Genomic DNA, 21,431 nt, shown 5'->3' on the forward strand with positions numbered 1-21,431 from the left:
AACACGTTCAGTTGACTGGTACTAATTGCTCGATAGGCTTGATTTGATCCAGTAGAAGCAAGACTTCGACTTATCTATCAAAAGCATACACATACAATCAGTTGTACATGACTTGGAAATAACAACGCTTTGCGCTTCAGTGGTGACGGAGCGGGAACGGGCATCCTTCGGATACCCTGCCTCCCGCCGTCGCTCTGCAGAGCAGAGCGCTTTATCAGGAATTTATTTGGTTTGGTGATCATAGCGCGAGCAAAACACCTGGTCCCATCCCGAACCCAGCCGTTAAGTGCCGTAGCGCCGATGGTACTGCGTCTTAAGACGTGGGAGAGTAGGTCATCGCCAAACCTAATAAGTTCCTAGTATAAAGTATCTCTCGATACGATGACCAATAACAAAACCGCCGCAGCAAACAAGCTGCGGCGGTTTTGCGTTTGGGACGTAGCAATAAGCCTTCCATTCAAAGCAACATTAAGTTGGCGCCCACTTCGCGCGGGCCTTAGCTGTTGGCCAACTGAACCGCGTCTCGAATGCGTACAGGACAGCGTGGTGGGGCGGACAATCTCGCCAAGCCAACTGAGAATTACATAGAAAAGTGGCGCTCCCTGAAGGATTCGAACCCTCGGCCTGCCGATTAGAAGTCGGCTGCTCTATCCAGCTGAGCTAAGGGAGCACTGGCAGCGCTTATAGGGGTAAGCCTTGGCTCTCATCAAGAGGAACCCGACGCATCCCGGTGGGTTGGTCCTTTATCCGACAGACTTATTCAGGAGGACCACCATGACATTGCGAAACATCCTGCTCGGCGCGGCTTTGGCCACCGCGAGCACCGCCGCATTGGCCGAGGGCCATATGCAAACCGCCGCCACGGCTGAGGTTCAGGGCAAGGGCGAGATTGCCGGTTCCGTGATGCTCAACACCAGCGCGTCCGGTCGGACGCTGGTGAAGATCGACGTGACCGGCGTGCCTGCGGGCACCCACGGTGTGCACCTGCATGAGACCGGTGATTGCAGCGCGGACGACTTCAAATCCGCCGGCGGCCATATCGCCGGAGACCACCAGCACGGCGTGCTTGTAGAGGGCGGCCCACATCCGGGGGATATGCCCAATATGGTGGTAGGGGACGATGGCGTTTTGAAAGCCGAAGTGTTCCTCGACCTCTTGGACATCGACACGATGATCAAGGACGAGGATGGCGCGGCCTTTGTCATTCACGCTGACCCCGATGACTACCAGTCGCAGCCCTCTGGCGCGGCGGGCGACCGGATCGCTTGCGGAACCTTTGAAGCGTCCTAAACGGCAGTGAAAGAGCGAGGCCTTCCCGGAGAATACGGGGAGGCCTTTTCACAGAGCTAGACCAGTCGTGGTGATGCGCAAAAGCCACGCTTTGCCCCCTGCGCGAATACTGACAAAAGAATGACACAATTGCGTCCTTAATGTGTGAACGCGGCGATTATTCTGTGGCCGCTATTGTGCACTCTTTATTCGCGGGGGGACGACCCGTTGTCCCAGTATTCTTACACAACCTACTCTGCTGATGCGCTGATTTATGATGCGACATCAAATACATGGTCTTTGCGACCTGATTTCGATTCGAAACTCCATCTCATCAATCTGACCATCACCGACGATGACAATATCTTCGACGGCGATGCCGGGGCGGACGAGGTCGGTTCTGATACGAACCAAACTGGTGTTGTAACCGATCAGAACGGCAATACGATTGCTTCTGGCCTGATCTACGACGAAGAGTTCTTTGCGATCAGCGGCGGATCGACAGGCAAGTCGATCTGGATTGAAAGCATTGAGATTGACGGGGTGCATGTCGGCTATCTGGTCAGCAGCCCCATCGAACCGAACGCGACCTACAGCGGCATCTCGATTGCGAACAATGATGTCGATGACAGCAACGCGGCGAGCTACTCCACCTTTTCCGATGTCCCGCATACCGTCGATGGCACGGCCCTCGCGGATGCGATCGGCGCTGGATATAGCGACGGCGAAGGCGATCAAGTCGACGGGACGGACGGTAATAACGACGTCATCTATGGCTACGAGGGCGCCGATACGATCGACGGTGGCGCGGGTGACGACTATATCGACGGCGGGGATGACTCAGATAACATCTTCCTCAGCGACAACTTCGGCTCTGATACGATTGTCGGTGGCGAAGGCGGCGTTGACGACGATGTTCTGGACTTCACCAATCTGACGCAGGGCGTCTACGTCAACCTCAGCAGCACAGAGGCAGGCACGGCAAGCTCCGGGAGCAATAGTGCAACTTTTTCCGAGATCGAGCGCTTCAACCTCTCAAACCAGAACGACAGCTTCAATGGCAGCTCCGCCACCGAAGGCTTCAATGTCGAGGCCAACGGCGGCAATGACAGCGTCATGGGCGGGAGTGGCGATGACACGATATCCGGCGGTGCGGGCAATGATTCCCTCGTCGGCGGGGCGGGCAACGATTCCATCGCGGGCGGCGCAGGCACTGACCGGATCGAAGGGGGCACCGGGAACGACACGCTCAGTGGCGGCGACGGAGCGGATACGATCTATGGCCAGGATGGCGATGACGTCATCCATGGTGGCGCCGGAGCCGACCACATCTACGATGGTGCGGGCAATGACGTCGTCTATGGCGACGATGGCGATGATACCATCCACATGGGGACGGGCAGCGATACGCTTCATGGCGGCGCCGGCATGGACTATTTCATCGCCAATGACGGCTTTGGCACCGACACAATCGATGGCGGCAGCGGTCCGACCGACTATGACTTCCTAGATTTTCGCGGCCATACCCAAAGCGTCACGGTCACGATCACAGGCTTTGAACAGGGCACCGCCACCGCGGGAACCGATCACGTTACCTTCACCGACGTCGAAGCTTTCTGGATGTCGAACCAAGCCGATAGCGTCGACGGCTCGGCCAACACCGGCTTTATGGGGGTTGGCGGCGGCGGGGGCGACGATACCATCGCGACGGGCTCAGGCAGCGACTACATCCTGGGTGGTGACGGCAACGACAGCATTGACGGTAATGCGGGCAACGACACGATCTATGGCGAGCTCGGCAATGACACCATCAATGGCGGCGCGGGGAACGACAGCCTGTATGGCGGCGGGGGCGCCGACAGCATATCAGGCGGCGACGGCGCTGACCGGATCTATGGCGGCACCGAAGACGACAGGCTCTTCGGCGGCGCGGGCAACGACAGTCTCTATGGCGAAACCGGCGATGACCGGATCGAAGGCGGCGCTGGCAACGACCTGATTGATGGCGGTGACGGGAATGACCGGCTGCACGGGGAGGCGGGCAGCGACACGATCTCCGGCGGCTCCGGCGACGATGCGATCTTTGGCGGTGATGGTGACGACAAAATCGCAGGTGGGACAGGCTCTGACCGGCTGATCGGCGGGCAGGGGTCCGATAATATCGATGGGGGTGAGGGCAACGACTACCTCCAAGGTGACGACAGCACCGGGACGGACGCGACCCATCTTCAGTCCGGTGGGGACGGCGGCGCCACCTCGACCGAGGCGGATGGCAACGACACGCTCACCGGCGGCGCGGGTCACGACACTTTGCACGGCGGCGGCGGCAACGATCAGCTGACCGGGGGCGCGGGCAACGACTTCTTCTATGTCAGCGACGGCCATGACACGGTCACGGATTTCGGCACCGGAAATACCGGTCGTACCGGAGATGGAAACTGGGACAACAACGACTTCCTGAACGTCGGAGAGTATTACGACAGTCTTGACGAGCTACGTGCTGACCAAGCCGATGATGGCATCCTGAACCAGTCCAACACCCGCGACGACGAAGGCAATGCGGTCGATTACTCCGACAACAAACAGTTCGGAACCACCTCATCGATGACGGTGAATAACGCCGACGGCAACACCTATACCTACGACAACACCGGCATCGTCTGTTTCGCTGCCGGCACCCGCGTGATGACCCCCCGCGGCGAGGTCGCGATCGAAGCCCTGCGCCCCGGCGATTTGGTCAACACGCTGGACCACGGCCCGCAGCCTTTGCTCTGGGTCGGCCAGCGCCATGTGGGGGATGCGGAGCTTATCGCCAATGAAGAGCTGCGCCCGGTGCTGATCACCGAAGGAACGCTGGGCAACACCCGTGATCTGCTGGTCTCGCGCCAACATGGCGTGATGATCGGCGCCGACCACCTTGTCCGTGCGATCCATCTGGCCCGAGACGTGCCCGGCGTGCGCATCGCCCATGGCAAGCGCGAGGTGACTTATGTGCACCTTTTCTTTGCCCAGCATGAGATCGTCTTTGCCGAAGGCATCGCCAGCGAGAGCTTCTATCCCGGCCCGACTGCGCTGCGGATGCTGTCGCCGAAATCCCGGGCTGAGTTTGACCAACTCTTGCCCGCGCTGGCAGGGCAGGGGGGCGGAAGCCCGGATCTGGTCGCGGCAGCCTATGGCCCCACCGCGCGGCCCTTCGCGAAGCTAAGCGAGATCCTCTCAGCCCGGCTCGTCGCCTGACCGCGCGTAGCGATAGACGCCCCAACTCGCGCTCACCCCATGCAGCAGCACCGACAGCGCCACAACCGCGCTGGCAAACACCCAAAGCTGCGGTTTGTGCAATTCCTCCCGCGCATGTAATGCGTAGTAAATCGCCGCGACGCCAATCGGCCCGAACCAGCCAAAGAACACCGCATCGCGCCGCTTGATCCGCATGAGCGGCGCCAAAAGCAACAGCGTCAGCGGACGGCGCAGCAGCAGCACCGACAGCGCAAAGCCCACCAAGGGCCATCCGGCCTCAGCCCATTCGCCCCAAGGCAGCATCGCGCCAGTCAGGACGAAAACGGGCAGGGTAAAGAGTTTGGCAATGGCTTCCTGCACATTCTCGTCTTCCATCTCGGCCTGACGGTCGACCAGCGCGTTAAAAGCGATCCCGGCAGCAAAGGCCGCGAGAATGCCATCCGACTGCACCGCATGGGCCGCCGCAAGCGCTAAGAGCGACAGCGCCACCGTCACCCCGAGGATCGAGCTCTGCGTGACCCAGCCATGTCGCTCACCAAACCGCAGCCCAAGCGCCGTCAGGGCCCCGAGCCCCGCTCCAAGCGCCACTGCCAGCAAGACCCCGACGGGAAGCGTATAGGTGAAAAACTGTCTCAGCCCTGCCGCATACCCTTCGCTCAACATCAGCAAAGGCAGCAGCACCAGCAAATAGGCCAGCCCGTCATTTGCGCCTGATTCCGTTGAAAGTATCGTCCGACTGTCCCGCGGCAATTTCTCCTCTGCCAAAGCCCCCGTCACGATCGAAGCCGCCACCACCGGATCAGTCGGCGCCAACGTCGCCCCCAAGAGCAGCGCCATCAGAGGCGCCAGCCCAAAGGCCAGCCAAGCAAGCCCTGCCGACACGGCCCACATCAGCAGCAACCCCGGCCCCAGCAGCAGCAAAAGCGGCCGCGCCAAGCGGCGCAGATCCCCCACAGGGATGCGCAGCGCGACCCCCATGACAGAGATCCCCAAAGTCACCCGCGCCGCCTCCCGCAAGATCAAATGCGGCTCGCCCCAAGCCTCGGGCGTCAGCAAAGCCGCCCCCACAGGCCCCGCGGCCACTCCGACCCCAAGCGCCAGCAGCGGGCTGGACAGCGGCAACCTCTCCAAGACCCCGGACGCCAGCCCCAACCCGATCACCGTCAGCGCTGCGATGGCCATGGTTACGTAAAGCTGATGCATGGAGCCTCCTTTGCGCCAAACTTAGGCGTGGCGGGGAAGGAGGCAAATGGGGGGCTTACCCTGCTGCTATTAGAATCCTCAACCAGCAGAATGGCGCGCGTTTCCCACCGGAGGCTCGTAGCTAACCAGTCTACTCAGAGTAGACTCACTTGGACGAAAATGTGATGTTATCACGCACAATAGAGGTATGGCGCACATGACAGGTACAATTTCTGCGCTATTGGTGATGGCGCTCACAGTTTTCGCAACTCATGTATCCGCTCAATCAGCAGAAAATCCAAACTTCCCGGTGCTGGTGATTGATAGGGAAGAAGGGGTCATAGCGATTGCAGGGGAAATCGATTTCCGCACTCCTTTAGCATTCGAGCGAGTGCTATCTGCCGTTCCCAATGCATCGATCCTAATCTTGGACAGTCCGGGTGGTATGGTTCACAGCGCTCTTTCAATCGGGGCTCGTGTCCAAGGTCTAGGCTTGTCTACCCTTGTCTTGGAAAATAGCGAGTGTCTTTCAGCCTGTGCTTTGGTCTTCTTCGCTGGCAGAGAGCGGCTGGCCTATGGAGATTTGGGCGTTCACCAAATTAGCTCTCCGGATGGACGAGGCAGCTTAGTAGCCGGGCAATATGCGCTGGCTGACGTGATTGAAGCTTTGGACAAATACAATGTACCATCAGAATTAATAGCGTTGATGCTTAGAACGCCGCCCGACGACATCTATGTGCTGTCACCTGCTGAAAAGATCCGGTTCGGCCTGATTGGAGCAGCGCCGTCCCCAAACAGACTGGGGCCGCCATCCAATGCCGTAGATTTGTCGAACCCGGAAACGTGGCGTGGAAACGTTGTGACCGGTCAACTCGTTGCCAGCGGAAAGAAATGGTTTGCCGCGCTCTATCGTGATGGAACCACGACGTTCCAATTCGCAAGCGGGAAGCTTTCTAAAGGACACTACTATGTTTCTAAGAATGAAGTGTGTTTCAAGCTAGATCAGGCGACCGATTATGCCTGTCGCAGACCAGTACGTAGTCCGTCTGGGGTATTATGGTACGACGAGGACGGGAATTTTCAGTCCGTCATTGTTACTGTGGACCGCAATAAGTTAGCAGCCGTGACACAGCGTGAAAGTGAATCCTTTGATGTCTCTGACTACATTGCAGCGGGTGATTGTGCATTAGTCGTGGCATCCAGGAGGACGTTAGCAGAGGCCAAGAACTTTGTAGTGGAGAATGTACCTGACCGTCGGTTTCTCAAAGGATTTCGATCAAACAATGGGTGGATCGCAATTTCAATTGGAACGCTCAAGCCTGATGAGGTTGATACGGTTGTAAACGATTGGAAGCAAATTGGGCAAATTCCGGCTGACAGCTATTGCTCCACCGGGAGGAAATTTATCGGCTTAGTTGATCTAGGTTTCGAATAAGGCGAGGAGTGAACGTTTAACTATGTGCCGTGAACTTCGCTTAAGGCCGCGCAGCGTCAGCCGTAAGTCGAGAGACCAACCGCAATGCTAGGGGCGACGTATCCAACAATGTGAGGGTTTATGGTGCTGCTGGAGAGAATTGAACTCTCGACCTCTCCCTTACCAAGGGAGTGCTCTACCTCTGAGCTACAGCAGCGCCGTGGGCGGGTGATTAGCCCTATTCGAAATGGGGCGCAACCCCTGATCTGGACGCTTCGTGCACCCTGCGCTAGATAGGCGTCATGGCAAAGCAAAACGCCCCGGAAAAGACCGCGAAAACACCCTCCGCCCGCGAGGCCCGGCTAAAGGCCGCGCTTAAGGCCAATATGGCCCGGCGTAAGGCTCAGGCACGGGCGCGGGCTGATGATATGGCGCAAGATACAGGCAATGACCCCCAAGGGTCAGAAAAGGAAAGCTGAACGATGGATTCGATTCTGGTGAAAGGCGGCGGCGCGCTGAACGGGCAAATCCCCATCGCGGGGGCCAAAAACGCCTGTCTGGCGCTGATGCCTGCGACATTGCTCAGCGAAGAGCCGCTGACCCTGACCAACGCCCCGCGTCTGAGCGATATTCGCACCATGACCGAACTGTTGCAGTCGCTGGGGGCCGAGGTCACGTCGATGCAAGACGGCAAGGTGATTGCCATGTCCTGCCACGGCGAGATCAACACACGCGCCGAATATGACATCGTGCGCAAGATGCGCGCCTCGAACCTTGTGCTCGGCCCGCTGCTGGCGCGCGAAGGCCATGCCGAGGTGTCGCTCCCCGGCGGCTGTGCCATTGGCGCGCGTCCGATGGACATCCACACCGACGGTCTGGCCAAGATGGGCGCGGAAATCGACCTGCGGGATGGCTACCTTTATGCCAAGGCGGCAGGCGGTAAGCTTAAGGGCGCTGTGATCGACTTCCCCTTTGCCTCGGTCGGCGCCACGGAAAATATCCTGATGGCCGCCACGCTGGCCAAGGGCACCACCGTCATCAACAACGCCGCGCGCGAGCCGGAGATTGTCGATCTCGCTGACTGCCTGCGGGCGATGGGCGCGCAGATCGAAGGCGATGGCACGTCGAGCATCACCATCCAAGGCGTCGACAGCCTGCACGGCGCGACCCATCAGGTCGTCACCGACCGCATTGAGCTTGGCACCTATATGCTCGCCCCGGCCTTCTGCGGCGGCGAAGTGGAACTGCTGGGCGGGCGCATCGACCTGCTCGAAGCCTTCTGCGAGAAGCTGGACGCGGCGGGTATTGAGGTCTCGGAAACCGACAAGGGCCTCAAGGTCGCCCGCCGCAACGGGCGTATCTCGGCGGTGGACGTCACAACCGAGCCGTTCCCCGGCTTTCCGACCGACCTGCAAGCCCAGATGATGGCGCTGCTGTGCACCGCCGAAGGCACCTCGGTTCTGGAAGAGAAAATTTTCGAGAACCGCTTCATGCACGCCCCCGAACTGATCCGCATGGGCGCACGCATAGATGTGCACGGCGGTACGGCCACGGTGCACGGCGTCGAGAAACTTAAAGGCGCGCCTGTTATGGCGACCGATCTGCGGGCGTCGATCTCGCTCATCCTCGCCGGTCTGGCGGCCAAGGGCGAAACCACGGTCAGCCGCGTCTACCACCTTGATCGCGGTTACGAGCATGTCGTGGCCAAGCTGCGCGGTGTTGGCGCCGATATCGAAAGGATCAGCACCAAATGACCCAAGACGCACGTTTCGAAGATGGCCGCGAAGCGCCCCTGAACCTCGGCGCGCTCGACGCCGAGGATCTGACGGTGATCGCCTCACTCACCCAAGACGCGGTCTTTCCGGCCTCGGAGATGCGCTGGCACCGCACCGGCGCGCGTTTCGCGCTGCTGCTGAACCGCCTGCGGCATGAGGACACGGGCGCGGACCGCCATGCCCCGGAACGTGTGCAATCGGTGCTGATGTTCAACAACGTCCTGCGCGTCGCTAGCCAAGGCGTGCCCAAGGGCGATGCCGACACGATCCTGTCGCTGCTCGACATCACCTTCGAGCCGACCGACGCGCCCTCGGGCCATGTCACCCTGACCCTCGCCGGCGACGGCGCGATCCGGCTTGAAGTCGAAGCGCTCGAAGTGACCCTCAAGGACGTGACCCGCCCCTATGTCGCGCCCTCCAAAAAACGGCCCGTTCACCCCGAATGACGCCCGCCTAAGGGCGCAAGGATCGATCCGATGCCTGAACTTAAACAAAACCGTTTCACCCGGGGGCGTGTAGCCGCGCTGCTGACCGAGGCCACCGGCTGGGCGCTGCTGCTGCTCGGCGTAGCGCTGGCCGTGCGCCATCTTTTGGGGACCGTCACCCTGCCGGGGCTGCTTGCCCCTGCTGCGGCTATCGCAGGCGGGCTTTTCGCCATTCTCGCCGCCCATGTCGCCCGCGCCGTCTTCGACAACGCCCAAGACACCCGCGCCATGCGGCTCGCGCAGCGCAAACCGCCCGCCGCCGCTGGCCCGACCAACGCGGGCCTCCGCGCCGAACCCAGCCTGCGCCGCCCCGGTTCCTAACCCATTCTCGCCGCCCCTCGGGCCGCCCTATTCCCGGAAGACCCCATGCCCGTCACGCTCGATGCCACCGCCGCCGATTTCGAAACCGCTTTCGACAAACTGCTTAACGCCAAGCGCGAGGACAGCCCCGATGTCGACGCCGTGGTGGCCGAGATCATCGCTGACGTGCGCGCCCGTGGCGACGCTGCCGTGATCGAGCTTTCCGCCAAATTCGACCGCGTGACCCTCAACCCCGACACCCTGCGCATCAGCGCCGCAGAGGTCGACGCCGCCGTGGCCGAAGTCTCCCCCGAAGACCGCAAGGCGCTGGAACTCGCCGCCGACCGCATCCGCGCCTATCACGCGCGGCAATTGCCCGAAGACGCCGAATGGACCGACCCCGACGGCGCAACCCTCGGCTGGCGCTGGACGCCTGTCTCTGCTGCGGGTCTCTATGTGCCCGGCGGTTTGGCAAGCTACCCATCGTCGGTCCTGATGAACGCGATCCCCGCCAAGGTCGCGGGCGTCGAGCGCCTTGCGATGGTCGTGCCAACCCCCGACGGCGTGCTGAACCCGCTGGTGCTGTTGGCCGCTCGTATCGCCGGAGTGGACGAAATCTACCGCATCGGTGGCGCGCAGGCCGTGGCAGCACTGGCCTATGGCACCGCGACGATCCCGCCCGTCGATAAGATCACCGGCCCCGGCAACGCCTTCGTCGCCGCCGCCAAACGTCGGGTTTTCGGCAAGGTGGGCATTGATATGATCGCTGGCCCGTCGGAGATCCTCGTCATCGCGGATGGGGACAATGACCCCGACTTCATCGCGCTCGATCTGCTGAGCCAAGCCGAGCACGACGAGAGCGCCCAGAGCATCCTGATCACCACCGACCCTGCCTTTGGCCAAGCGGTGGAAGAGGCGGTCGAGAAACGCCTGCTGACCTTGGAGCGCCGCGCCATCGCGGGCGTCAGCTGGCGCGACAATGGCGCGATCATCACCGTGCCGGACCTCGACGCCGCGGCTGCCCTCAGCAACCGCATCGCGCCCGAGCACCTTGAGCTTTGCGTCGCGGACCCGCAAGCGCTCTCGGCCAAGATCACCCACGCGGGCGCGATCTTCCTCGGCCAGTGGACGCCTGAAGCTATCGGCGACTATGTCGGCGGCCCGAACCACGTGCTGCCCACCGCCCGCTCGGCGCGGTTCTCTTCCGGTCTCTCGGTGCTCGACTTTATGAAGCGCACCACACTGGCGCAGATGTCGCCCGAAGCCTTGCGCGCCATCGGGCCGTCGGCAGAGCGTCTGGCGCAGTCGGAAAGCCTTGAGGCGCACGGCCTTTCGGTCACCGCCCGCCTGCGCAAGCTGAACACCTAGGGCAGGGGGCACTAAGGGCATCGTCCTCCCTGGGGGGCGATCCTAACGTCGCAGGATGACACGCGGGTTCAACAAGCGCTGGCCAATCCGTCTATTGAAACGTTGCAAAATCGCCCTCCGGGGGGAGGGAGGGCGATGCCCGTGGTTCCCACGGGCGGGGCGTTTGAAGCCGCAGCGCACCTTTGCGTGAAGGACGCGAAGAATCGCCTAAAACGTGCTATGCTACCTCTCAATCCCCGCAGCGGGACCGGTCTGATTTCGCGGGGCAATCGCCCCTGCGGGCACCCATCAAGGGAGCATATCATGGCCAATCCAACGCAACCCAAGATCATCGGCAATCCCCTGACCTTCGCGGCCCATACCGCGCAGAGCGGCTCGCGCTACATCGGCGACGGCATGCACGAGCTTGGCGCCCATGACCAAGCCCCGGTCGAATATTACGACCTCTCCATGTCAGACCTCACCCTATCCCTGCGCAAAGGCATCGACGATTTCGCCGCCATGCGCAGCGATGTGATGTTCATCGTGCTGGTCTACCCGGTCATCGGCCTGCTGCTGGCGGTTTTCGCCATCAACCGCGACCTGCTGCCGCTGCTCTTCCCGCTGATCTCCGGCTTTGCCCTGCTCGGACCCGTCGCCTCCATCGGCCTTTATCAACTCAGCCGCCGCCGCGAAGCGGGGCTGCCAACCGGCTGGGGCGATGCATTCAACGTCATCAAATCCCCCTCCTTCACGCCGATCATGGTGCTCGGCGGCTACCTCCTGATGCTCTTTGCCGCATGGATGCTGGTGGCCTTTGGCCTCTACAACGTCACCCTCGGCCCCGAAGCGCCCGCCTCGGCCATGGCGCTGCTCCGCGATGTATTCACCACCAGCGCCGGCCTCACCATGCTCATCGCGGGCCTCCTGATCGGCGGGGTCTTTGCCGCTGCCGTATTGGCCTCCACCGTGGTCTCCTTCCCGATGCTGCTCGACCGCCATGTCGGCCTGCCGCGCGCGGTCGCCACCTCCGTCGAAGTGACCAAACGCAACCCGCTTGTCGTGGCGACATGGGGCGCAATCGTCGTGGCGCTGCTGGCCGTCGGAGTGCTCACGCTCTTTATCGGCATGATCGTCGTGCTGCCGGTGCTGGGCCATGCCACATGGCACCTCTACCGCGAAGCCGTCGTGCCGCGCCACGCGGAGCCTACTGCCACAACCCCATAGGTCATCATCCCGCATTGCCCCATCCCCACCGCTGCGCTATCCACAAACGGTATCGCCAGCAAAAAGGATGCGCCGATGACCCGCATCACCCATATCGCGCTTGATGACGCGAACATGCCGCCGCCCACGCCCGAGATCGATCAGGAGCGTAAAGTGGCCATGTTCGACTTGCTGGAGGAGAACAGTTTCGTCCTGCCCGCCCGCGACAAAGGCCCGGCCCCCGAAGGCCCGTATCACTTGTCTCTGTCGATCCGCGACAAACGGCTGGTCTTTGACGTGCAAACCGAAGCCGCAGAAAAAGCAGCAGAATTCCACCTCTCGCTCGGCCCCTTCCGGCAGGTGGTCAAAGACTACTTCCAAATCTGCGAAAGCTACTTTGAGGCGGTCAAGAAACTCCCCCCCAGCCAGATCGAGACCATCGACATGGCCCGCCGCGGCATCCACAACGAAGGCTCCCGTGTGCTGCAAGAGCGCCTCTCCGGCAAAGCCGAGATCGACACCGACACCGCGCGGCGTCTCTTCACCCTGATCTGCGTCCTGCACTTCGGCGGCTGAATGACGCAGCTGCCCCAATCCGTGTTGTTTTGCTGCGACCACAACGCAGTGCGCTCGCCCATGGCCGAGGGGCTGATGAAGAAATTCTACGGCACAGGCACCTATGTGCAGTCCGTGGGCGTCAAGAACGACATGGAGATCGACGGCTTTTCCATCGCGGTCTGTAGTGAGTTGGACGTCGAACTCGACCGCCACCGCAGTCGCAGCTTTGACGAAATGGAAGACTGGGGCGACGACCTCGGTTCATTCGATCTGGTCATCGCGCTCAGTCCTGCCAGCCAGCGCCGGGCGCTGGAACTGACGCGGTTCTATCACCTCGATGTCGAATACTGGCCGATCCTCGACCCGACCGGCCTCGGCGAAAACCGCGAGGCCAAGCTCACTCAGTTCCGCGCCGCCCGCGATCAGATCGTCGGACGGCTGATTGACCGCTTCGGCCCGCCGCTGGAAGACGGCTAAGCCCGCTCAGGTCCGCGAACAGGCCGCCGCAGCGCTCTGGCCAAAGGCCTTCCACGTGCTCCAAAACGCATTGTCGCTTGCGTTGTCCGACTGGCGCATTTCCTGCAACCGATGCGGATCGCGGAAAAGCTTCGCCCCGGTGCGCTGCTCAGACCAAGACAACTTCTGATCCGCCACCGCTTGCACGCAGCCACACCGCGAATGGCTCGCCTCGCGCCGCCCATCCGCCAAACAGGCCTTTTGGATCGGCCCGGTCGCAAAAAGCACCGGCGAAGGCGCGAACCGCCCCACGGCCGCATCGCTCGAATAACGTGAACTGCCACAGCCCGCCAAGACGACGAGCGCCATCAAACTTACAACTGTCCGCATTAATTTGCCCTATTGCTGTGGGCCATGGGGTTTTCCCCTTGTCGGCCCGGTCTGCTCTGCGCCCCAGTATGCCGCAAAACGAGGGGCCACGCAATTCTTACAGTCGTGCATCTGCGTCGACCGCAAGGGCTTTGCGCTTGAGATGAGCCGGAGTGCCTGTACACTTCCAGCGCTAAGAAAAATTCATTTTCAAAAACAAAGATTTGCTATGACAGATAATGCGCGCGGACTGCTCCATATCTTTATTAATGTCTTGGTGTGGAGCTTCTTCCCGCTGTTTTCGGTGCAATCAGCAGGCGCGTCTCCCTGGGCCGCGCTTTTTTATTCCCAGATTGCTGGGCTGGCGTTTGCACTCATCTTTTCTAAACGCAAATCACCCCAAACCATCGTTTCGGACCTACGCCGGGCACCTCTAATGCTTGTCGTACTCTCTTTGGCCTCCCTTTTCACTGCGGTCTTCTTCTTTTCCTCGGTGGCGCGGTCAAGCTCCCTGAGTGCTACAATTTCACTTGAGCTTTGGCCCTTCTTCGCCCTGTTCTTTGCGGCACTTTTCATCAAGAAGGACTGGCAGGATCTGAGTTTACGCAACTATCTGCTCTTTGCGCTCGGTGGTGTTGGCATCATCATTCTCGTCATCGCCGATCATAACACCCTGCGGTTTGGGGGCGCCTTGTGGTATTCCTCGGGTGTATTGCTGGCTGTGCTGGCAGCTATCGCTTCGGGTGCGACGGTCGTGCAAACCGAACTTTACTACCGTTTTGAAGCAACTCCGAGCTTTGCCGGGGCGTGTTATACGATCGCTTTAGTACGTGCTGTTGGGCTACCATTAAGCTTAGGTTTAGCCTTGGCGTCGGGGGCTGACCTTTGGTCGCGCGAGGCGATGCTCTGGGGTGGGGCGCTTGGCGTTACCGCCTTCGGGCTAGCTTCAGTAATGGCAATCTCAGGGCTACGCTATTCGAGCCGATCAAGTCATATTCTGTTGTGGTATCTCACGCCGATCATTTCTGTCATCTGGCTGATGATATTCAAAGGCGAAGAGCTTAGCGACGCGCATATCCTCGCGCTGCTGCCAATCCTCTTTGCCAATATCTTCTCTGCTATTGGGACGATTCGACGGGCCAGTTTCTTTTGGATTAGCGGTGCTACATTACTCTTGGGCGCATTGATCTACACGGTTCCGGGGGCTGAGAGCGAAGAATACATGGGCTCCTTGGGCATTACCGTCGGCGCCTTTGCAATCCTTGTGTCCTTCGTACTGCAGCGCAAACTGCACGACGTGCGCGAAATGTCGATCTGCACATCCGAGGGGGTCCTCAAGGCAGAGCGTGCTGGAGTGTCCGCAGGTAGATTTCTCGATCTTCTAGACAATCGGGTGTTTGAGCGTGCTGCGCTTGCTACGCCGCAGAAAGCACTAGTCGCTGAGGCGCTCGACACGGCCGCTGCACGCATCCGGGTTGAACGGATCACCAGTTTCTCTTCCGCCGAAAATCTTGTGTTGGGTGTACTTTGCGTCGGGGTGTGTTTTCTTGCCGTCTCCTTTCGCGGGGCGGGGCTGATGTTCGATGTGGTTTCTTTCGTGATCTCCTTCACCTGCATCTTCCTCACTCTTTTTGTCTATGAATGCTCGCGCTTCTCCTTTCAGTGGAAAATCGCAATTGCCTCGGCTTCTGCCACACACGACCGGTTGCTAAAGGACCGCGATACAGTTTTCTTGGCCGTGCTCGGGACGCTTGTGCTGATCGCCATGGTGGCGGTCCTCTTGGTTGATAAATGGTGGGTGGATTTCCTTCGGAATGACATTCTACGGCTTTTCTCCGCAGCGCTGGGGGCGGAGTACCCCGGCTGTTTTGAGCACCCACCGTGCTGAGGTCACCCAACCCTGCGCCACAAAGCGCCACTATAGCAGGGCAAGGGCCGCCCGCGCGTTCATGACCAATTGACGCAGGCGCAGCACTGCGCCATATCCCCCTGCATGACACCGCTTGAAAACATCCGCAATTTCTCCATCGTCGCGCATATCGACCACGGGAAATCCACGCTCGCCGACCGGCTGATCCAATCCACCAAAACGGTGGCCGACCGGGATATGAAGGAACAGATGCTCGACAGCATGGATATCGAGCGCGAGCGCGGTATCACGATCAAGGCCCAGACCGTCCGGATCAACTACACCGCCGACGATGGGCAGGATTACATCCTTAACCTGATCGACACCCCCGGCCACGTCGATTTCGCCTATGAAGTTTCCCGCTCCATGCGTGCGGTCGAAGGTTCGCTGCTGGTCGTCGACAGCACCCAAGGCGTCGAGGCCCAAACACTGGCCAACGTCTACCACGCCATCGACGCGGACCATGAGATCGTGCCGGTTCTTAACAAGATCGACCTCCCCGCCGCCGATTGTGACCGCGTGGCCGAGCAGATCGAAGACGTCATCGGCATCGACGCCTCCGAGGCAATCCGCGTGTCCGCCAAAACCGGCATCGGCATCAAGGAAACACTCGAAGCCATTGTCACCCGCTTGCCCGCCCCCAAAGGCACGCTCGACGCGCCACTCAAGGCCATGCTGGTGGATTCCTGGTACGACAGCTACCTCGGCGTCATCGTCCTTGTCCGCATCATGGACGGGCAGTTGCGCAAGGGCGACCGCGTCCGCATGATGCAAAACGGCTCCGTCCACCATGTCGACCGCATCGGCGTCTTCCGCCCCGCGATGACCGAGATCGACGTGCTTGGCCCCGGCGAGCTGGGCTTCCTCACCGCCTCGATCAAACAGGTCCGCGACACCCGCGTGGGCGACACGATCACGCATGAGAAAAAAGGCACCGACAACGCGCTGCCGGGCTTCAAACCCTCGCAGCCCGTGGTCTTCTGTGGCCTCTTCCCCGTGGACGCCGCCGAGTTCGAAGACCTGCGCGACTCAATCGAAAAACTCGCCCTCAACGACGCCAGTTTCTCCTACGAGATGGAAACCTCCGCCGCCCTCGGCTTTGGCTTCCGCTGCGGCTTTCTGGGCCTGCTGCACCTCGAAGTCATCCGCGACCGGATCGAGCGCGAATATGACATCGACCTCATCACCACCGCGCCGAGCGTCATCTACGACATCCATATGAAAGACGGCAGCGTCGAGCAGTTGCACAACCCCGCCGACATGCCCGACCTCACCCATGTCGACCATATCGAAGAGCCGCGGATCAAGGCGACGATCCTTGTGCCAGATGAATACCTCGGCGACGTGCTAAAACTCTGCCAAGACCGCCGCGGCATTCAGGAAAACCTCACCTACGCCGGCTCCCGCGCGATGGTGGTCTACGATCTGCCGCTCAATGAAGTGGTGTTCGACTTCTACGACCGCCTGAAATCGGTGACCAAGGGCTACGCCAGCTTTGACTACCAGATGATTGGCTACCGCACCGACTCGCTGGTGAAAATGTCGATTTTGGTGAATGACGAGCCGGTCGACGCGCTGTCCACCATGGTCCACCGAGACCGCGCCGAAATGCGGGGCCGTGCCATGGTCGAAAAGCTCAAAGACCTGATCCCGCGCCACATGTTCAAAATCCCGATCCAAGCGGCCATCGGCGGCAAGGTGATCGCGCGCGAGACGCTGTCCGCGATGCGCAAGGACGTGACCGCGAAGTGTTACGGCGGGGACGCGACGCGGAAGAAGAAACTGCTGGAGAAGCAGAAGGCCGGTAAAAAGAAGATGCGCCAGTTCGGGAAGGTGGATATCCCGCAGGAGGCGTTTATTTCCGCACTAAAAATGGACAGCTAAAAGCTGGCCATTTTTAGTGCGCGCGGGAGGCTGGGTGTTGCGAAGCAATGCGCGTTCCCGCTTGGGTATTTTCGGGTAGACACGAGCAGATGCGTCTAGCTTGTTGCAAAGTCGCGCGGGTCGCAACACAATGCATCCTATTTCTTTTGATAGTTTCTGAGATGGATGCGCAGTTTGAAATTTATAATAGAACTTTCGGGTGGCCAACTTAAGGCTGATACGTTTAGCGAGTTGCGGCAACTCGTAAGCTCCGAACATGAATTTTGGTCATCGTTTGATTTTTCTCTGCTGGAGAATGCGACGACACTGAATTTGTGGCGGCAGAAATTAGCTAGCTGTAGATCTCATATTATCGGGCTTTTGCAGTTCTGGGAAAGCCGACTAAGCTTTCTGGATGAGCAGGATGGTCGAGCGGTAAACGAGTTTTTTCCACGTTTTAAATCCGACATAGAGAGTAGTACGGTTAGACCGCCGCACTCCAGCTCACCCACCGCACTGGCTTTTGCCCAGAACTATAGGGAGGCTAACTATCAAGATGCGGGTGCGCTTGTCCTCGGCTTAGCCTATTCTCAAGACCCTAAGTTGTACAATAACATTAATAATACTTCCTTAGAGGGTGCCATTCTCGGCTTCTCAAGGGGATATTACTTAGCCATTAGCTCGGTTGCGGCGGTAGGGTCGGGGGAAAGGTCGTCGGCCGATATTGACCTCAAGCTTCAAGCCGCAGACAACCTTTTGAGAAAATCCGCGGAGAATATGGAAGTAATAAGCCATCGTAGAGCGGAGCTTCTAGAAGAGCTCGAGCGATCAAAAGAAGACACAGCCGTGCGTTGGAAAAGGCTGCATGGTAGAATCGTAGACAGCGCGCGAAACCAGAATAAAGAAGCTAAAGTCGAAGAAGACCGCCGAAGTGAACGGTTTGAAGAACTGCTTCAAGCCTTTAATGCCCATATGCGTCTTTCCCGACCGGTCGACCTTTGGAATGACTTGCAAAAAGAGCATCGAGATAACGCAGCAAAGGCATGGTCGCTTTTTCTGGGTGGTTCAATTTTGTTCGCTGTCGCAGCGGTTTCTTCGGTCATTTTTCTAGGGGATGCGATAGCTGACGCTTTCGTACCATCATCCTGTCAGATCGGTTTTGAAAAGAGTTGCGACAGTATTTCTCCCAAAGGGCCGCTTGTGGTTTCGGCTATATTTTTGGTTTCTACAGTCTGGCTTTGGTTTTTGCGTCTACAGATGAAAGTTCATTTGAGCGAGCGACACTTGTTTCTTGACGCTCGTGAGAGGAAAGCATTTGCGGAAACCTATCTTTCGCTTTTGAAGGGAGGAGAGGTAACTGGTGAGCACGAAGCAGTGGTTCTCCAATCGTTATTTCGACCTACGCAGGATGGCATTATTAATGACGATGGGGCGATGGATATCGGCCTGTCGGGGATGATCTCAAAGGCGCTTTCCAAGTAAGCTATTGATTTAGCTGGATCATGTAAGCCAATCCTATAATGCCAAATCTTCGATTTGGCAGCGCCCGAACCGCCCCCACGGGGCGGGCGCTTCGCTTATTCCCCGCCCCTCGGTTCGGGCGCGGCGGTCCCAATCAACCACACCCGATCTATTGCCCGGCCCAATTCTCACGAATTGTGCGTTCGTCATTTTGAACAGTCCCCCGGACTGTTCAATCCGGCTCCGCCGGACTATGCCTCACCCCCATGACATGCCCCCTCTGCGCCACAGCCAACGCCCCGCTCACCCAAACCCCGGTCCCCGGCGGCCCCGCTGACGCCAGCGCCGAAATCTGCGTCCCCTGCGCCGAGCAGACCGCCAGCGACACGCCAGACCCGGCCCACTTCCGCGCTTTGGCCTCCACCATGTGGTCCGAAGACCCCGCCATTCAGGTCTTGGCCGCCCGCACCCTCGCCAAAATCCCCGAGCCTTGGGCCCGCGACCTCGCTGAGCAACTCTACCTCGACGACGAAACGAGAGCATGGGCCGAGAACGTCCCCCAGCCCTCCGCCCACCGCGACAGCAACGGCGTGCCGCTGGTCTCGGGCGATACCGTGGTGCTAATCAAAGACCTCACCGTCAAAGGCGCGGGCTTCACCGCCAAACGCGGCACCGCCGTGCACCGCATCTCGCTGGTCGCCGACAACCCCGCCCATATCGAGGGACGGGTCGAGGGCCAGCGCATCGTGATCCTGACCGAATTTGTGAAAAAACGCTGAAGCGAACCCCGCGACGCGCATATGCACGCCCGGTGTACAGCCGGTGTACAATATGTGACATTTAACCTCTGATTAACAAATCTTCGCGCACCACTTTCACTTTGCGCGCCAAGCCTTTGTCACCACAGGAAGATCGGCCATGACCAACCCCTGCATCCTCTGCGTCGCCATCACCGGCTCTGTGCCCACGAAATCGGCTAATCCCGCGGTGCCGATCTCTGTCTCCGAGCAGGTCGAATCCACCCATGAGGCCTATGAGGCAGGGGCCAGCATCTGCCACGCCCATGTCCGAAATGACGACGAAACCCCATCCTCCGACCCCGAAAAATTCGCCCGGTTGATGGAGGGGGTCAAGGCGCATTGCCCTGATATGATTATACAATTTTCGACCGGAGGCCGCTCCGGCGCGGGCCAAGAGCGCGGCGGCATGCTGTCCCTGCGCCCCAATATGGCATCCCTGTCGGTCGGCTCCAACAACTTCCCCACCCGCGTCTACGAAAACCCGCCGCAACTGGTCGACTGGTTGGCGAGTGAAATGAAAGCCTTTGAAATCAAACCAGAAATCGAAGCCTTCGACCTATCTCACATCCACAAAGCCGCCGAAATGAACCGCGACGGCCGCATCCCCGGCCAGCTTTACGTGCAATTTGTCATGGGCGTCAAAAACGCCATGCCCGTGGACCGCGAAACCTTTGATTTTTATATCAAAACCCTAAACCGCCTCGCCCCTGATGCTCAGTGGTGCGCCGCCGGAATCGGCCCAAACCAGATCGTCCTCAACGAATGGGCCATCGCCGCCGGAGGCCACACCCGCGCCGGGCTAGAGGACAACATCCGCCTCGACCGCGACACCCTCGCCCCCTCCAACGCGGCCCTGATCCACCGCGCCGCAAGTCTTTGTAATAAATACGAAAGACCCGTCGCCACCCCGGCCCAAGCCCGCGAAATCCTAGGCCTCCGCCCGGCCTGATCCGGCCCATTTCCGGACACTGCGTTGAAACCACGGGCAGGACAGCTACCTCCTGCCCATCAACACAGGAGTTTGAAATGACCCATTCCCGCCGCCATTTCCTCGCCGCCAGCGCCGCCGTAGGGGCTGTCACCCTGCTCCCCTTCACCGCCCGCGCCGCCGCCCATAGTGGCGACACATTCGAGACCGACGCTGGCCCGATCACCGTGCATCCCATTGCACATGCTTCATTTTTAATGGAAACCCCCGCCGGCGTGATCTACGTCGACCCGGTCGGTGACGCCGCCCAATACAGCGATTTCCCCAAGCCCGATCTGATCCTCATCACCCATGAGCACGGCGACCACTACAACGCTGAAACCCTCGCGGCCCTCGTAGGTGACGACACACCCCTCATCGCCAACCCCGCCGTTTTCGAAATGCTCCCCGAAGACCTCAAAGCAAACGCCAGCCAACTCGCCAACGGCAAAAGCACGGACTTCAACGGCCTGCCGATCAACGCGATCCCGGCCTATAACACCACGGAAGAACGCAAGAAATTCCACCCCGAAGGCCGCGACAACGGCTATATCCTCGGCTTTGAAGGCTTCCGCGTCTATATCTCGGGCGATACCGAAGACATCCCCGAGATGCGCGAGTTGACCGACATCTCGCTGGCCTTCGTCTGTATGAATCTCCCCTTCACAATGGATTCCAACGCCGCCGCTTCCGCCGTGGCAGAATTTAAACCCAACTACGTCTACCCCTACCACTACCGTGGTCGAGATGGCGGCACGCAGGACCCTGAGGAGTTTGCCAAACGCGTCGGCACTGACGTCGAAGTGAAAATGGGCGGTTGGTACGACGAGTAA

The 21,431-nt window shown here is 59.8% G+C and carries 19 protein-coding genes, 2 tRNA genes and 1 rRNA gene; 18 read left to right on the forward strand and 4 right to left on the reverse strand.

Annotated features, from left to right (window positions below; translation table 11 throughout):
- Positions 1-230 precede the first annotated feature (230 nt).
- Positions 231-345: ribosomal RNA gene (gene rrf, locus BLS57_RS17175) — 5S ribosomal RNA — on the forward strand.
- Positions 346-593: 248 nt separating this feature from the next.
- On the opposite strand, the gene BLS57_RS17180 is transcribed toward rrf, so the two are convergent.
- A tRNA-Arg gene (locus BLS57_RS17180) sits at positions 594-670 on the reverse strand.
- Between the two features lie 104 nt (positions 671-774).
- Here BLS57_RS17180 and BLS57_RS17185 point away from each other — a divergent pair.
- On the forward strand, positions 775-1,290 hold the full coding sequence (locus BLS57_RS17185) for a superoxide dismutase family protein (protein ID WP_208597599.1): 516 nt from the start codon (positions 775-777) through the stop codon (positions 1,288-1,290).
- A 207-nt stretch (positions 1,291-1,497) separates the two neighbouring features.
- On the forward strand, positions 1,498-4,506 hold the full coding sequence (locus BLS57_RS17190; RefSeq protein ID WP_167356457.1) for a Hint domain-containing protein: 3,009 nt from the start codon (positions 1,498-1,500) through the stop codon (positions 4,504-4,506).
- Here BLS57_RS17190 and BLS57_RS17195 read toward each other — a convergent pair.
- Positions 4,486-5,709 carry a cation:proton antiporter domain-containing protein gene (locus BLS57_RS17195; RefSeq protein ID WP_093743889.1) on the reverse strand — a complete coding sequence of 408 codons (1,224 nt, stop codon included), beginning with the start codon at positions 5,707-5,709 and terminating at the stop codon, positions 4,486-4,488. The genes BLS57_RS17190 and BLS57_RS17195 overlap by 21 nt on opposite strands.
- Positions 5,710-5,905: 196 nt before the next feature.
- Here BLS57_RS17195 and BLS57_RS17200 point away from each other — a divergent pair, with 196 nt between their 5' ends.
- On the forward strand, positions 5,906-7,123 hold the full coding sequence (locus BLS57_RS17200; protein ID WP_139186661.1) for a COG3904 family protein: 1,218 nt from the start codon (positions 5,906-5,908) through the stop codon (positions 7,121-7,123).
- Positions 7,124-7,244: 121 nt separating this feature from the next.
- Here BLS57_RS17200 and BLS57_RS17205 read toward each other — a convergent pair.
- Positions 7,245-7,319 (reverse strand) — tRNA-Thr (locus BLS57_RS17205).
- 85 nt (positions 7,320-7,404) lie between these two features.
- On the opposite strand from BLS57_RS17205, the gene BLS57_RS19800 reads away from it, so the two are divergent.
- The 8 genes from BLS57_RS19800 to BLS57_RS17245 all read left to right on the forward strand — a co-directional run bounded on the left by BLS57_RS19800 (position 7,405) and on the right by BLS57_RS17245 (position 13,250).
- Positions 7,405-7,581: a hypothetical protein gene (locus BLS57_RS19800; RefSeq protein ID WP_093743891.1), complete on the forward strand. Its 177-nt coding sequence runs from the start codon at positions 7,405-7,407 to the stop codon at positions 7,579-7,581.
- A gap of 3 nt (positions 7,582-7,584) precedes the next feature.
- Entirely contained in the window at positions 7,585-8,856 is a 1,272-nt protein-coding gene (gene murA, locus BLS57_RS17215) for a UDP-N-acetylglucosamine 1-carboxyvinyltransferase (RefSeq protein WP_093743892.1), read from the forward strand.
- Positions 8,853-9,323, forward strand: a complete 471-nt coding sequence (locus tag BLS57_RS17220) for a DUF2948 family protein (protein ID WP_093743893.1) — start codon at positions 8,853-8,855, stop codon at positions 9,321-9,323. The genes murA and BLS57_RS17220 overlap by 4 nt, the downstream gene beginning before the upstream one ends.
- A gap of 30 nt (positions 9,324-9,353) precedes the next feature.
- Positions 9,354-9,683, forward strand: coding sequence for a hypothetical protein (locus BLS57_RS17225; protein WP_093743894.1), 330 nt, complete (start codon positions 9,354-9,356; stop codon positions 9,681-9,683).
- Positions 9,684-9,728: 45 nt separating this feature from the next.
- Positions 9,729-11,030, forward strand: a complete 1,302-nt coding sequence (gene hisD / locus BLS57_RS17230) for a histidinol dehydrogenase (RefSeq protein WP_093743895.1) — start codon at positions 9,729-9,731, stop codon at positions 11,028-11,030.
- 303 nt (positions 11,031-11,333) lie between these two features.
- Complete coding sequence (locus BLS57_RS17235; RefSeq protein ID WP_093743896.1) at positions 11,334-12,236, forward strand: DUF2189 domain-containing protein; 903 nt, start codon at positions 11,334-11,336, stop codon at positions 12,234-12,236.
- 51 nt (positions 12,237-12,287) lie between these two features.
- Positions 12,288-12,791 (forward strand): UPF0262 family protein, encoded by a 504-nt coding sequence (locus BLS57_RS17240; RefSeq protein WP_279626459.1) that lies wholly within the window; start codon positions 12,288-12,290, stop codon positions 12,789-12,791.
- Positions 12,792-13,250 carry an arsenate-mycothiol transferase ArsC gene (locus BLS57_RS17245; protein WP_093743898.1) on the forward strand — a complete coding sequence of 153 codons (459 nt, stop codon included), beginning with the start codon at positions 12,792-12,794 and terminating at the stop codon, positions 13,248-13,250.
- 6 nt (positions 13,251-13,256) lie between these two features.
- On the opposite strand, the gene BLS57_RS17250 is transcribed toward BLS57_RS17245, so the two are convergent.
- Positions 13,257-13,619 carry a hypothetical protein gene (locus BLS57_RS17250; RefSeq protein ID WP_244153721.1) on the reverse strand — a complete coding sequence of 121 codons (363 nt, stop codon included), beginning with the start codon at positions 13,617-13,619 and terminating at the stop codon, positions 13,257-13,259.
- Between the two features lie 208 nt (positions 13,620-13,827).
- Here BLS57_RS17250 and BLS57_RS17255 point away from each other — a divergent pair, with 208 nt between their 5' ends.
- The 6 genes from BLS57_RS17255 to BLS57_RS17285 all read left to right on the forward strand — a co-directional run bounded on the left by BLS57_RS17255 (position 13,828) and on the right by BLS57_RS17285 (position 21,431).
- Positions 13,828-15,486, forward strand: coding sequence for a DMT family transporter (locus BLS57_RS17255; RefSeq protein ID WP_167356458.1), 1,659 nt, complete (start codon positions 13,828-13,830; stop codon positions 15,484-15,486).
- A 105-nt stretch (positions 15,487-15,591) separates the two neighbouring features.
- Positions 15,592-17,391 (forward strand): translation elongation factor 4, encoded by a 1,800-nt coding sequence (lepA, locus tag BLS57_RS17260; RefSeq protein ID WP_093743901.1) that lies wholly within the window; start codon positions 15,592-15,594, stop codon positions 17,389-17,391.
- A 174-nt stretch (positions 17,392-17,565) separates the two neighbouring features.
- Entirely contained in the window at positions 17,566-18,852 is a 1,287-nt protein-coding gene (locus tag BLS57_RS19640; RefSeq protein ID WP_139186662.1) for a DUF6161 domain-containing protein, read from the forward strand.
- Positions 18,853-19,097: 245 nt separating this feature from the next.
- Positions 19,098-19,610 carry an alkylphosphonate utilization protein gene (locus BLS57_RS17275; RefSeq protein WP_093743904.1) on the forward strand — a complete coding sequence of 171 codons (513 nt, stop codon included), beginning with the start codon at positions 19,098-19,100 and terminating at the stop codon, positions 19,608-19,610.
- Positions 19,611-19,749: 139 nt separating this feature from the next.
- On the forward strand, positions 19,750-20,580 hold the full coding sequence (locus BLS57_RS17280; protein WP_093743905.1) for a 3-oxoadipate:acetyl-CoA acetyltransferase: 831 nt from the start codon (positions 19,750-19,752) through the stop codon (positions 20,578-20,580).
- A 77-nt stretch (positions 20,581-20,657) separates the two neighbouring features.
- Complete coding sequence (locus BLS57_RS17285) at positions 20,658-21,431, forward strand: MBL fold metallo-hydrolase (RefSeq protein ID WP_093743906.1); 774 nt, start codon at positions 20,658-20,660, stop codon at positions 21,429-21,431.

This window comes from Sulfitobacter delicatus (genome assembly GCF_900102535.1).
Taxonomy (GTDB): Bacteria; Pseudomonadota; Alphaproteobacteria; order Rhodobacterales; family Rhodobacteraceae; genus Sulfitobacter; species Sulfitobacter delicatus.

What these genes read in the sequence shown, in the direction of transcription:
- BLS57_RS17185 (WP_208597599.1), top strand. Translation starts at nt 775, where the DNA reads ATGACATTGCGAAACATCCTGCTCGGCGCGGCTTTGGCCACCGCGAGC.
- BLS57_RS17195 (WP_093743889.1), bottom strand. Translation starts at nt 5,709, where the DNA reads ATGCATCAGCTTTACGTAACCATGGCCATCGCAGCGCTGACGGTGATC.
- BLS57_RS17200 (WP_139186661.1), top strand. Translation starts at nt 5,906, where the DNA reads ATGACAGGTACAATTTCTGCGCTATTGGTGATGGCGCTCACAGTTTTC.
- BLS57_RS19800 (WP_093743891.1), top strand. Translation starts at nt 7,405, where the DNA reads ATGGCAAAGCAAAACGCCCCGGAAAAGACCGCGAAAACACCCTCCGCC.
- murA (WP_093743892.1), top strand. Translation starts at nt 7,585, where the DNA reads ATGGATTCGATTCTGGTGAAAGGCGGCGGCGCGCTGAACGGGCAAATC.
- BLS57_RS17220 (WP_093743893.1), top strand. Translation starts at nt 8,853, where the DNA reads ATGACCCAAGACGCACGTTTCGAAGATGGCCGCGAAGCGCCCCTGAAC.
- BLS57_RS17225 (WP_093743894.1), top strand. Translation starts at nt 9,354, where the DNA reads ATGCCTGAACTTAAACAAAACCGTTTCACCCGGGGGCGTGTAGCCGCG.
- hisD (WP_093743895.1), top strand. Translation starts at nt 9,729, where the DNA reads ATGCCCGTCACGCTCGATGCCACCGCCGCCGATTTCGAAACCGCTTTC.
- BLS57_RS17235 (WP_093743896.1), top strand. Translation starts at nt 11,334, where the DNA reads ATGGCCAATCCAACGCAACCCAAGATCATCGGCAATCCCCTGACCTTC.
- BLS57_RS17245 (WP_093743898.1), top strand. Translation starts at nt 12,792, where the DNA reads ATGACGCAGCTGCCCCAATCCGTGTTGTTTTGCTGCGACCACAACGCA.
- BLS57_RS17250 (WP_244153721.1), bottom strand. Translation starts at nt 13,619, where the DNA reads ATGCGGACAGTTGTAAGTTTGATGGCGCTCGTCGTCTTGGCGGGCTGT.
- BLS57_RS17255 (WP_167356458.1), top strand. Translation starts at nt 13,828, where the DNA reads ATGACAGATAATGCGCGCGGACTGCTCCATATCTTTATTAATGTCTTG.
- lepA (WP_093743901.1), top strand. Translation starts at nt 15,592, where the DNA reads ATGACACCGCTTGAAAACATCCGCAATTTCTCCATCGTCGCGCATATC.
- BLS57_RS17275 (WP_093743904.1), top strand. Translation starts at nt 19,098, where the DNA reads ATGACATGCCCCCTCTGCGCCACAGCCAACGCCCCGCTCACCCAAACC.
- BLS57_RS17280 (WP_093743905.1), top strand. Translation starts at nt 19,750, where the DNA reads ATGACCAACCCCTGCATCCTCTGCGTCGCCATCACCGGCTCTGTGCCC.
- BLS57_RS17285 (WP_093743906.1), top strand. Translation starts at nt 20,658, where the DNA reads ATGACCCATTCCCGCCGCCATTTCCTCGCCGCCAGCGCCGCCGTAGGG.